Here is a 12,569-nt window from a genome sequence, read left to right as displayed (position 1 = left end):
TCGGAAAATTACATTTGCTACAAACATTTTGCTTTGCCGGAGCAGTTTCGAAAAAAAACTGGAATAGTTACTTCCGAAAAAATTCTAATTTATAAAAAAACAGGGCTGACTCATTTTAGAGACAGCCCTTCCTTTTTAAAGTATATAAAAATGATTTATGCTAAAATTTTCTCAATTGCATTTATTTCGTCTTCTGCGAAATCAAGATTTTGCAAACATTCGATATTATTATTCAATTGTTTCACAGAGCTTGCTCCGATCAAAACTGAAGTAATTCGTTTGTCCTTTTGGAGCCATGACAAAGCCATTTGGGCCAAAGACTGGTTTCTGTTTCCGGCAATTTCGTTCAATTGAACTAATTTCTGTATGCGTTCCTGTGTAACCTCATCTTCTTTCAAATGTCCGTTTGGATTATGTGCCCTTGAGTTTTCAGGGATTCCGTTTAGATATTTATCCGTCAGAAGTCCTTGTGCCAATGGAGAAAACGCAATACAACCTACTCCTTTTTCTTCAAGAACATCTAATAAACCATTTTCTACCCAACGCTCCAGCATAGAATACTTTGCCTGATGAATCAAACATGGTGTTCCCAATTGCTTCAAAACATCTACAGCCACGCTGGTTTGTTCCGCCGAATAGTTACTTATTCCCACATACAAAGCTTTTCCGCTTCTCACAGCATAATCTAAAGCCATCATCGTTTCCTCAATTGGAGTTTCAGGATCCGGACGATGCGAATAAAAAATATCCACATAATCTACTTTCATTCTTTTTAAACTCTGATCCAGACTTGACAGTAAATATTTACGAGAACCCCAATCTCCATAAGGGCCATCCCACATGGTGTAGCCTGCTTTGGTCGAGATAATGATTTCGTCTCTTAAATTTCCCTGAAAGTTATGCCAGAGTATTTTTCCAAAATTAGTTTCTGCAGATCCGGGAACCGGTCCATAATTATTGGCCAGATCATAATGTGTAATTCCTTTATCGAAAGCTTCAACGGCAATACATTCTGCAGTATCAAAATTATCTACCGATCCGAAGTTATGCCACAATCCTAAAGAAATCTGAGGCAGTAACAATCCGCTTTTTCCACATCTGTTATATTTCATTGTTTTAATTATAAGTTTTATAGCATTTAAAGGTAGAAAAAATCTTTTTCATCATTGCCATTTTCATTCCGTACTAAAACAAGAAGCAGGCAAATTTACTTTATTAAACAAATCGGATTGGATGGTATTCCCCCAGGCAAAACGAACCTTAACCGGATTTTTAACTTTTTTACTGCTTACTACGACCTGATCGTTTCTAATCAAGGCTTCGGCTGTATAGAAAATGCCATCTACTCCTGCAACTTCAAACTGGTTGGACACCCCGTTTTTAAAATACAGACCATCAGCATAATCAAAAGAAAGAGCCACTATCTCTTTATCGATTTTAAAACTCTTAAAAAGTGGCCCATTGACCAATCCAATAGTACTTTTATAAGTGTTTGCCAAAGCCAGATTGGCTAAACGGACTCCCACTGTCTTTTTATCTTTGGGATGAATTTCTTTTACATCTGAAATATCACTGGTCACAATCATTCCGGTATTTGAAACCTCTTTGAGTAATTTTCTCTGTGAATTTCTTATGATGACATTATGAAAATTATTACTTCCCGTTTTAAAAGGGGCAATTTGTGCATAATAAAACGGAAAATCATCGCTCCAGGCTTTCCGCCATGAGGTAATCAAAGCCGATAATGTTTTGTCATATACTAAAGAACCAACATTCGATTCTCCCTGATACCAAATTGTTCCGGCAATCTTGTATCCAACAAAAGGATAGATCATCGCATTGTACGCACGTCCCGGCTGTCGGGGTCCATACTCCTGCTCATTTAATTTTCTTGCATTTTCTAACAAAACAGAATCGTTCTGAACGACTTCTTCGGGTATCCAGACTTCTGCAGGTGTACCTCCCCAGTTAGAAGATATTAATCCAATTGGAACATTTTTTAGTTCTTCTCTTAAGCGTTTGGCAAAAAAATAACCAACAGCACTAAAGTATTTCATGGTTTCGGGAGTCGATTCTGTCCAATTACCAAGCAGATTGTTCTGTTGCGTTGTAGCTGTTAATTTCGGAACGTTAAAAAATCGAATATTAGGATTTGCTGCATTTTTAGTTTCTTCCTCCCCATTGTCTATTCCCCAACTTGATGACATTTCCATATTCGATTGTCCCGAACAGATCCAAACTTCTCCAATCAAAATATTTTTAAGAATAATTTCGTTGTACCCTTTGATAGAAATTACATAGGGCCCTCCAGCTTCAGGCGTTTTTATTTTCAGCTCCCATTGCGCCAGATTGTTTGCTTTAACTTTATACTCGATATTGCTCCAGTCAACCACTAATCGGATTTCTTCCTGTGGATTGGCCCAACCCCAAATCTTAACTTCAGCATTGCGCTGTAAAACCATATTATCACCAAAAATATTGGGTAGAGAGACATTTGCCATCATAAAACCGGGAATAATCAACAGAGAGAGAACAAACTTAAACATATTATTTTTCATCGTATCGCTTTTTTAAGACAACCTGCTTAGCCAGACTATTGCCGACTTAATTCTTAAGTACCTATTGCATTTTAACAATTTCAGCTGTTTTTAGTCCGGTGATATTGTAAAAAAAACGCTCTACACTTTCCAGAAAAACGTTTTTATTAAAGATATTAATTTTTAAAAGGATAAAATACACAACATAAAAAAAACTCCGGATACATTACATACCCGGAGCTTCTCGCTTTATAACTAATATATTTAAAACTCTTAGATCACTGTGCCTTTTAACGTAAGGACTTTTGGAGTGCTTTCGGCACTTGTGGTTACCGTAACCGTTTTTGTAAAGCCACCTTTATTTGCAGCGTTATAAGTTGCGGTTACTTTTGCCGATTTACCAGGCAAAATAGGTTCTTTAGTATAATCTGTTGCTGTACAACCACAAGATCCCACTACATTTGTAATCACTACAGCCGTTTTTCCGGTATTTTTAAATTCGTAAACAATTGCTTTTGGAGTTCCCTGAGGAATTTCACCCACATCTATAGTTTCAGCTTTCCATACTACAGTTGAAGCCGCTGCTGCAGCAACTTTTGTTTCAGAATTTAATGACTTTAACGGTGCAATTGCCGAAAAAGACATTAAACCTAGTGCCAAAGCTAACATCGAAATTTTAATCATTTTCATAGCTAAATATTTTATTGGTTAATGATATTTCAAAAGTACTTCTGAACTGATCAAATCGCTGTTAACCGCTTTCAAATCTTTGTTAACGACTTGTTAATTGGCGTTTTTCACTATAAATTTGATTAATATTACACTTTAAAAAACTGTTTTCTTGAAACTCAACAAACTCAATAGCATCATTTTATTAGGCTTAGTGGCTATTATCAGTATACTGGTAACACAGCTGCTTTGGACCAAAGAAGCTTTTACTATAGAACAAAAAAAACTCAGTCAAAAAGCACATCTCGCTTTGCTTGAAGTCGCTAAAAAACTGTACGAAGGAACCAATCATGAACTTCCGGCACAAAATCCTGTTCAAAAGATTGCCAACGATTATTATATCGTAAATATTGACAATGATTTTGAACCTGATATTCTGGAATTTTACCTTAAAAGTGAGTTCAAAAAAATGAACATTACGACTGATTTTGAATATGCGATGTACAATTGTCAAAGTGACGAAATGGTCTATGGGAATTATATTTCTCTATCTGAAAAAAAGACAATCAAGCAACCCGTTTATTTTCCAAAACACAAAAACCTGGTTTATTATTTTGCCATACGTTTTCCAAATGAGACGACCTATTTATTTAGTTCGATGCGATTCTGGTTTATACTTTCGATTGCTCTGATTCTTATTTTATTAATTTATGTGTACTCGATTTTTACTCTTTTACAACAAAAAAAATACTCCGAACTGCAGCGTGATTTCATCAACAATATGACGCATGAGTTTAAAACACCTTTATCTTCCATTCTGATTGCATCTAAATATCTGATCGAGCAAACTCCTATTAAAGAAGACAAAAAACTATATACCTACACTGACATCATTATCAACCAAAGCAACAAACTGAATGGTCATATTGAAAAGATTTTAAATGTGGCTAAATCAGATTATGCACCACTGGAATTAAAGAAGGAGTCCGTTTTAGTTGTTCCGATTATTGAAGAAGTAATCCAAAACATACTTTTAAAATATCCGGAGGCCAATATCAAAATTGAAACTCTTTCCAAAGAGTACAAAATTGAAACAGACGTTTTTCATTTCTCGAATTTAGTTTATAATTTACTTGACAATGCGGTAAAATATTGTTCCGGAAAATGTCTTATTCTAATTGGAATAACGGCCGAAAATTCGGTTTTAAAACTAGCTTTCAAAGACAATGGAGTTGGAATTTCATCTAAAAACCTTTCCTTTATTTTTGATAAATTCTACCGTGCTCAAAACGAAAAAAGCAACGAGGTAACCGGTTTTGGACTAGGTTTGTATTATGTAAAAGAAATTTGCAACTTGCACAACTGGAAAATAAAAGCGGAGAACAATTCTGAAAAAGGCATCACTATAACTTTATCAATTCCATATAAAAAATGAAACAATTCAAAATACTTTATACTGAAGACGATGAAACCCTGGCATTCCTGACCAAAGACAATCTGGAACAGAACAACTATGAAGTGAATCATTGCCGCGATGGACAAATGGGTCTCGAAAACTTTAAAAAAGAGAATTTTGACATTTGTATTCTTGATATCATGATGCCTAAGATGGATGGCTTTGAACTGGCCGCTCAAATCAGAAAATGCAACAGCGACATTCCGATTATCTTTCTTTCCGCCAAAACATTAAAGGAAGACCGCATTAAAGGATTGCGTTTGGGTGCCGACGATTATCTCGTAAAACCTTTTAGCATTGAGGAATTGCTTTTAAAAATTGAAATTTTCCTGAAGCGTTCACAGAAAAACATTCTAATTGAAAAGCCAGTTTATGAGATTGGCAAATATCAATTTGACACGAGCAACTTTGTTCTTTTCAACGAAAGTGAAAAAATCAGCCTTACGCAGCGCGAAGCCGAATTATTGAAATTATTCCTCGACAATAAAAACTCCGTTTTAAAAAGAGAACAAATCCTTACCTCTCTCTGGGGAACCGATGATTATTTTATGGGACGTAGTCTGGACGTTTTTATTTCACGACTTCGTAAGATTCTAAGCAACGAAAAAGGCATTTCTATTGAGAACCTTCACGGAATTGGTTTTCGATTTACTATGTAATTTATAGGCTTAAATTCTTCCATTTTTTGTATTTTAGTACTTATTTTCTCTGATATGAAATTACATCATTTACGTAACGCCACTTTAGTTATAGAAACTGAAACCGATGTTATATTGGTTGATCCGATGTTGGGGAAAAAGAAAACGATTGCACCTTTTACTATTTTTCGTTACAAACCCAAAAGAAACCCACTTATCGCTTTACCCAAAAACAGCAGAGATATTTTGAGTAAAGTAACCGTCTGCCTTATTACTCACTTGCATCCTGACCATATCGATAAAGCGGGCGAAATTTTTCTAAGACGCAAAAGCATTCCGGTCATTTGCAGCAGTAAAGATCAAAGTGCTTTATTGAAAAGAGGTTTAAGCATCGTACAAACCTTAAATTATTGGGAACCTCAGGAGTTTCTGGGAGGTAAAATAACCGGAATTCCCGCCGTTCACGGTTATGGGTTTATTGCCAAACTTATGGGAAACGTTATGGGCTTTCATATCGAATTACCCAATCAAAAATCTATTTATATCAGTTCTGATACTATTTTTACGGAACACGTGCAAAAAGTCCTGATTGAGTTTAAACCCGATATTTCGGTTGTCGCCTGTGGAACTGCCCGATTAGATTTCGGTCAGCCCTTATTGATGCGAATGAACGATATTCTGAAATTTGCCGCACTTGCTCCCGGAAAAGTATTCGCCAATCATCTGGAAGCTTTAAACCACTGTCCAACAACAAGAACAGCATTAAAACAAGCACTTCTGGATAATAATCTTTTGGATAAAGTTTCGATTCCAAATGATGGTACCTGTGTAGAATACTAGTCCTTCATTTAGTGCAAAGAAAAACTACAAAACCAATAATCCAAACTCACGCAAAGTATTAACGGGTTTGGAATACCAGAATAGTTCGAAATCGTCTAAATTGGTCTCAAAATCATTCTTCACTTCCTGAAAAGTGTAATTTTTAGTATTTGAAATAGCCATTTTACTTAGAATTTGAACCAGCCATTCTCCTTCTTCTTTATTGGTCTGAATGTTGAAACTTTCTTTTTTATCATGGAAAGTAAAACTCATCATTTCCCAGCTTCTTCCTTTTTTAGATTTTGTAAAATGCTCCACAAATGGTTTTCCGCCTAACCAGACAACTTTTGCATTCGGTTTTGTATTGAAATCATTTCCTTCCTCAAGGGCATTAAAAATAAAGTCGGGCTCTATTTTAGTCTTCGGAATTTTAAAATCAAACCAATCCTGCAATTCGTAATCAAAACAGATTCCATGCATAAAATTAAAAAGTGATTTCTTCAATCCAAAACTAAACTTATCGTGATTGATTCCGGTAGAATCGGTATAATCAATATCATTATTAGCAAAAGTTCCGATAGCCTCCGTTGCTTTTGTGACACCAAATTTTTCCGGATACAATCCAACCGGACTGTGAGCTGTCATCGCAAACTGGTGCCAAAATCCCGACTGCAGAATCCCTGCCTCGAATAACTGACGTACCATTTCGAGACTATCCACCGTTTCCTGAATGGTCTGAGTTGGATAACCGTACATCAAGTAAGCATGAACCATGATTCCGGCTTCGGTAAAATTTCGGGTTACTCTTGCAACCTGTTCTACTGTTACACCTTTGTCAATTAGCTTTAATAATCGGTCTGAGGCCACTTCTAAACCACCCGAAACCGCAATACAGCCCGAAGCTTTAAGCAATAAACACAAATCTTTCGAAAAACTTTTTTCAAATCGAATATTGGTCCACCACGTTACTGCTAATTTCCGACGCAAAATTTCTAAAGCCAAAGCACGCATCAATGCCGGCGGAGCTGCTTCATCTACAAAATGGAATCCATTCTGCCCTGTTTGCAGCATCATCTCTTCCATCCGATCGCACAATAAATTAGCCGCTACCGGTTCGTAAACTTTTATATAATCTAATGAGATATCACAAAAGGTACATTTTCCCCAATAGCAACCGTGCGCCATAGTGAGTTTGTTCCAACGTCCGTCACTCCACATTCGGTGCATGGGATTCACAATTTCGATTACCGAAATGTACTTATCCAAAGGCAGATCCGAATAATCGGGAGTTCCAACTTGTGACTGTTTATAATCGTGTTTTAAGGAATTGTTTTTATAGACTACTTCTCCGTTTTCCAGCAGAAAAGTTCTTTTGTATCGCTTCTCTTCCCTCGACTCCGCTCGGAAAGACAAGCTTTCAATAAGTTCTTCAATTGGCACTTCACCGTCATCGAGAGTGATAAAATCAAAAAACTCAAAAACACGTTGATCCGAAAGTGAACGCAATTCGGTATTTGGGAAACCTCCGCCCATCGAAATTTTAATTTCCGGATGATGCTGTTTTACCCATTGTGCACATCTGAAAGCACTGTATAAATTTCCCGGAAAAGGAACGGATATCAGAAAAAATGTAGGCTGAACCCTTTCTATTCTTTCTTTTAAAATCGAAATTAGAATAGAATCAATATAGGTTAGTTTTTGCTGTAAAGCTTCGTATAATTCATCAAACGAATTGGCACTTCGCCCTAAACGTTCGGCATATCGGCTGAAACCAAAATTCTCATCGATACATTCCACAATAAAATCCGAAATATCCTCGAGATATAGGGTGGCAAGATGCTTGGCTTTATCCTGCGTTCCCATGGTTCCGAAAGCCCAATCCAATTCTTCCAACTGTGCAAAGCGAGAGGCCTCGGGCAGAAAATCTTCCTGACAGATTTGTAAAGCCAAAGTTGGATTTTTCCCCTGCAAAAACTGAATTACAGCATCAATTGTTTTGACGTATTCGTCCTGCAACGCAAAAATACGCTTAGCATTATCTGAAATGTCTTCCCCCGACTCCGCTTGAGAGGACAAATCTTTGAAAATATTTTCAGAATAAAGAAACAAATCAATCAATCCTTTCTTCGAAAACAATTCCAAAATCACATCAATACCCAAATCAGCCTGAACCGATTCGATATTTTTAGTATTCAGAAAACCTTTTATATACGCTGTTGCCGGATACGGGGTATTCAGTTGCGTAAAAGGTGGCGTAATTACAAAAAGTTTTGTTTTCAAAAGGAATTTATTTTTTTTGCAAAAATACGGGATATTTATAATCATTTGACAAAAGAAATAAATCTAATTATTTGGTTCACGTCATCAAATATTTAAGTTTTTATTTATTGAAATAAAACTTGTAAACATTTGTACTTCATGATTTACAGCATCATTTTTTGGCTATATTTGCCTACAAATTTTCTTTAAATGAAGCTAAGAACTTTACTCCTATTTATTGTTTTTATCAAATATTCTTGTGTTTTTGCGCAAGAAATTAATCCGAATTCGTCTAATAGTATTTTATTAGAAGATAAACATGGTCATCTCATTCAAAATTTGGAAGAGCAAAAACAATTTTTGAAAATTAGGGAGGCAAAGATGAAAGCTGAAGTCCTGAATTTAAAAAAAGTAATTTTGAATTCGAAAGAGAGAAATTTGACTTCAAAAACAGTCGCTACTCTTCAAGGCGTAGAGATATGTACAAATGGAGGTTTTGAGCAATATGAAACTATAAACGGAAGTAGTTATCTTAAGAATTTTCTTTATACAATAGGCGATCCTCCCGGGCCAACGCAGTGCCGATCGATTACCAATACTGCCGATTCATACATCAATCGCTATAACCCTAATAACATGAACATTATGGCGACCAGTGTTTCTGCCAATTTGGTTGACCCCTATATAGGAGACATTAAAGCATTTGATCAATATGCTCTTAAAATTAATCATGAGAACTCCTCTACCTATGGTTCTATTGTTCAGGGTAAAAGGTTTAAAACTAATAATGAAAATTATCTGAAATTTAACTACAAAGCGGTATTACAAAGTGTATACGACAATAGCCACACTGATAATCAAGCTTTTGTAAAAGCTCGAGTTTTAGATAAAAATAAGACCGTTGTTAGTGAATTTTGTTTGGTAGGAGATGAAAAAAATTGCATTTTCAGTAAGGTTCCAAGTCAAAATTCCGGTTATGTCACTTTATACACTCCCAATTGGCAATCAGGAATACTGGACATTTCATCAATTCCTAATTACGAAGAATTTACCGTTGAGTTTATGGCTTCAAGATGTGGACTGGGAGGACATTTCGGATATATGTATGTGGATGATGTTTGTATCTTACAATCCGCAGAAAACTTACAAGGTTCTATAGAGCTTGATCCTTTGAATAAAGTTTGTCCAACTTTACCAATTTCAGTGTGTGGCAGTTATACTATTCCTAATTCCGGAGGAATTTCTGCCTCAGTAAAAAAAATCACTTTAAATGTTTACAACAGTAGCAATGTGTCAGTTTATAACACATCAACTACTTCAAACCTGGACACAACAAACAAAAAATTTTGTTTTACATTAAAAAGCAGTGATCTTCCAAATATTACAAATACTAATTATAATGTAGGAGTACGAATAGATTATGATATTTCCGGAACTTCTTGCTCAGGAACCACATTTGATTCTGCTATAGATCCTAATGCAAATCCTGGTTGGGATATTTCTTTTTTAAATTGTTCTTCAAGTTGTACCATTAATGTTACATCTGCCAAAATATCTCAATGTGACGCAAACCGTGATGGAAGTGAAAATTTTGATTTATCGACATTGAATTCTTTAATAGTTCCTTCTACGGCGGGTTTAAATTTTAGTTATTTCAAAAATTACAATGAGGCAGAGTCCAATTTGAATGCTATTACCAATTTTACAAGTTACCCAAGTTCTAGTGCTTCTATTTTTGTTAGAGTGAGCAAGGATGCTACTTGCTACAAAATAATTTCTGCCAATTTAGAGGTAAGAAATCCCACAGCAAATATTACAGGTATCTTAAATGTTTGCTCTGGAAGCACTGTATTAACTGCTTCTCCCGGGGCTTCGTATTTATGGAATACTGGTGAAACTACACAAAGTATTACCGTAACTTCGTTAGGAAATTACTCTGTTACTGTTACAGATTCTTTTGGATGCTCCAGCAATGCCAATGTTACTATAGAACCAAGTCAAACTGCCGTTTCTCCTACTTTACAGATTACGCAGCCCTCTTGTTTTTCTGCTACAGGAACGATAAAAGTAACTTCAACGGCATCACAATATAGTTTTGATGATGGTGTAACCTGGGGCGCTAGCAATACAAAGAGTAATTTAAATCCCGGAACCTATTTAGTAAAAATAAAGACCGTAAATGGATGTACTTCCTATTCTCAAAGTGTAATTATTACAGCTGCTTCTACTCTGTATCCAAATTACACTTATATCAATCCATTATTTTGTGGAGATAAAGGAAGTATTACCATTACAACTCCTGCTCCATACTATAGCTTTGACGATGGTGCAACTTGGGTAAATAATTCTACTGCTAACAATCTTTCACCTGCAAATTATAAAATTCGTACCAAAGATTTACAAGGTTGTATTTCGTCGGCAAACAATGTACTCATCAGTAGTAATACGCTGGAAACTCCCACTTATAAAATCGTATTACCCGCTTGTAGCACAAAAGGAAGTATTACCATCAATACTCTTTCTGATTTTTACACTTTTGATGGAGGAAGTACTTGGGTTACCAATAATACAATGAGTAATTTAAATGCAGGAAGCTATTCTTTAGGAATTAAAAATGCCTTAGGCTGTACTTCCTATTACACTTATGCTTATTTAAATGATTTTAAAGATTCCTATCCTCAATATACAACTGAACAACCTATTTGCGGAGTAGACGGCAGTATTACAATTACTACGGCAGCAGATTCGTACAGTTTTGACAATGGAGTAACCTGGACTAACAATAATGTTAAAATTTTACCTTTTGGAAACTATCAAATAAAAATAAAAAACAGTGCGGGATGTATCAGCTCTTCTGCTTATGTTTCTTTAAATCAGCCTTATCTAAGTTCTCCAATTACTTCCATAGAACACCCAACTTGTGGTGTAAACGGAAAAATTACTATCAACTCATTATCCGATTTTTATAGTTTTGACAATGGTGCAACCTGGACAACTCTTAATTCTAAGTCATTACCTCCGGGTAGTTATACCGTAATTACAAAAAATAATCTTGGATGTACCTCATATTCAACCGGCGTTTATTTAAATAATCCCAATATAGATCTACCTGATTATACTGTTGTTCAACCTACTTGTACATCGTCGGGCAGCATTACAATAAATACAGCTGCCAGTTTCTATAGTTTTGATGGAGGTTATACCTGGGGAACTTCTTCTTCCTTATCAAATCTTAATTCTTATAAATTTTACAACATTACAATAAAAAACAGTTTAGGATGTGTTTCTAACTCTGTAGGTGTTTCAATTAACACCCCAAAGCTTCCTGATCCGGATTATACAGTTACGAATCCAAGTTGTGGAAATATTGGCAATATTACATTCAACACCACTGCGGATTACTATAGTATCGATGGTGGTGCAAACTGGAGTACAAATAATGTTTTTAATAATTTAAGCCAGGGATCTTACAATTTAATTATAAAAAAGAATAACTGTACATCCAATTCCATTTACACTTATTTGGATACCTCTAAGCTGGCACAACCTAATTTAACCATCACGCAGCCAGGATGTGGTACAAAAGGCAGTATTAAAATTAATACTACTGCCAGCTTTTATAGCATTGACGGGGTAAATTGGGGAACAAACCCTGTTTTTTCCGACCTTCCGACAGGATATTATTACCCAACGATTAAAAATGCACTCGGTTGTATTTCCAACTCAAATCCGATATTACTTCAAGAGTTTTTTCTCCCGGCTCCCACCTTTAAAACAACACAGCCTACTTGTGGAGTTGGAGGAAGCATAACTTTTACTACAACTGAAGCACAATACAGTATAGATGGAGGCAGAAACTGGAGTACTAGCCCTGTCTTTACTAATCTAAGTCCAAACACTTATTATTTATTAGTAAAAAATGCTACCGGATGCACATCTCCGCTTTACGGTGTATACGCTAACCTGCAGCAATATTATTTACCTAATCCAGATTTTACATTAGTTCAGCCAACGTGCGGCATTGATGGAAGTATTACTATTGCAACAGTTGCAAGTTCTTATAGTTTTGACAATGGTAATACCTGGACAACTAACCCAGCTCTTTCAGGGCTTACTTCTGGTTATTACAACATCATGATAAAAAATGCAGCGGGTTGCAGATCTTATGGTTTATCAATAAGTATTACTCCT

The 12,569-nt window shown here is 35.7% G+C and carries 8 protein-coding genes; 4 read left to right on the top strand and 4 right to left on the bottom strand.

Going from position 1 to position 12,569, the window contains the following annotated elements; translation table 11 throughout:
• Positions 1-155: 155 nt before the first annotated feature.
• From B0A80_RS19810 to B0A80_RS19800, 3 genes are all read right to left on the bottom strand, one after another.
• Positions 156-1,112, bottom strand: coding sequence for an aldo/keto reductase (locus B0A80_RS19810; protein ID WP_089078419.1), 957 nt, complete (start codon positions 1,110-1,112; stop codon positions 156-158).
• Between the two features lie 63 nt (positions 1,113-1,175).
• On the bottom strand, positions 1,176-2,558 hold the full coding sequence (locus tag B0A80_RS19805) for a sialate O-acetylesterase (RefSeq protein WP_089078418.1): 1,383 nt from the start codon (positions 2,556-2,558) through the stop codon (positions 1,176-1,178).
• A 252-nt stretch (positions 2,559-2,810) separates the two neighbouring features.
• Positions 2,811-3,227, bottom strand: a complete 417-nt coding sequence (locus B0A80_RS19800) for a DUF1573 domain-containing protein (protein ID WP_017495198.1) — start codon at positions 3,225-3,227, stop codon at positions 2,811-2,813.
• Positions 3,228-3,378: 151 nt separating this feature from the next.
• Between B0A80_RS19800 and B0A80_RS19795 the strand changes: the two genes are divergently transcribed.
• Genes B0A80_RS19795 through B0A80_RS19785 form a run of 3 tightly spaced genes read left to right on the top strand, consistent with a single transcriptional unit; the run spans position 3,379 to position 6,140 of the window.
• Complete coding sequence (locus B0A80_RS19795) at positions 3,379-4,641, top strand: sensor histidine kinase (protein WP_017495197.1); 1,263 nt, start codon at positions 3,379-3,381, stop codon at positions 4,639-4,641.
• On the top strand, positions 4,638-5,321 hold the full coding sequence (locus tag B0A80_RS19790) for a response regulator transcription factor (protein ID WP_089078417.1): 684 nt from the start codon (positions 4,638-4,640) through the stop codon (positions 5,319-5,321). Before B0A80_RS19795 ends, B0A80_RS19790 begins: the two co-directional genes overlap by 4 nt.
• Before the next feature lie 54 nt (positions 5,322-5,375).
• A complete protein-coding gene (locus B0A80_RS19785) occupies positions 5,376-6,140 on the top strand; it encodes an MBL fold metallo-hydrolase (RefSeq protein WP_089078416.1) in 765 nt (254 codons plus the stop codon).
• A gap of 24 nt (positions 6,141-6,164) precedes the next feature.
• On the opposite strand, the gene B0A80_RS19780 is transcribed toward B0A80_RS19785, so the two are convergent.
• On the bottom strand, positions 6,165-8,399 hold the full coding sequence (locus B0A80_RS19780; protein WP_089078420.1) for a B12-binding domain-containing radical SAM protein: 2,235 nt from the start codon (positions 8,397-8,399) through the stop codon (positions 6,165-6,167).
• A 189-nt stretch (positions 8,400-8,588) separates the two neighbouring features.
• Between B0A80_RS19780 and B0A80_RS19775 the strand changes: the two genes are divergently transcribed.
• Positions 8,589-12,569, top strand: a 3,981-nt coding sequence (locus B0A80_RS19775) for a sialidase family protein (protein WP_165769300.1), incomplete at its 3' end; no start/stop codon positions are given.

The sequence above is a fragment of the Flavobacterium tructae genome (assembly GCF_002217475.1).
Classification (GTDB): Bacteria; Bacteroidota; Bacteroidia; order Flavobacteriales; family Flavobacteriaceae; genus Flavobacterium; species Flavobacterium tructae.
Note: the sequence above shows the minus strand (reverse complement) of the source record. Positions and strands in the feature narration are given on the sequence as shown.

Excerpts from the sequence above, each read along its gene's own strand:
- B0A80_RS19785 (WP_089078416.1), top strand. The coding sequence starts at position 5,376 with ATGAAATTACATCATTTACGTAACGCCACTTTAGTTATAGAAACTGAA.
- B0A80_RS19800 (WP_017495198.1), bottom strand. The coding sequence starts at position 3,227 with ATGAAAATGATTAAAATTTCGATGTTAGCTTTGGCACTAGGTTTAATG.
- B0A80_RS19790 (WP_089078417.1), top strand. The coding sequence starts at position 4,638 with ATGAAACAATTCAAAATACTTTATACTGAAGACGATGAAACCCTGGCA.
- B0A80_RS19805 (WP_089078418.1), bottom strand. The coding sequence starts at position 2,558 with ATGAAAAATAATATGTTTAAGTTTGTTCTCTCTCTGTTGATTATTCCC.
- B0A80_RS19810 (WP_089078419.1), bottom strand. The coding sequence starts at position 1,112 with ATGAAATATAACAGATGTGGAAAAAGCGGATTGTTACTGCCTCAGATT.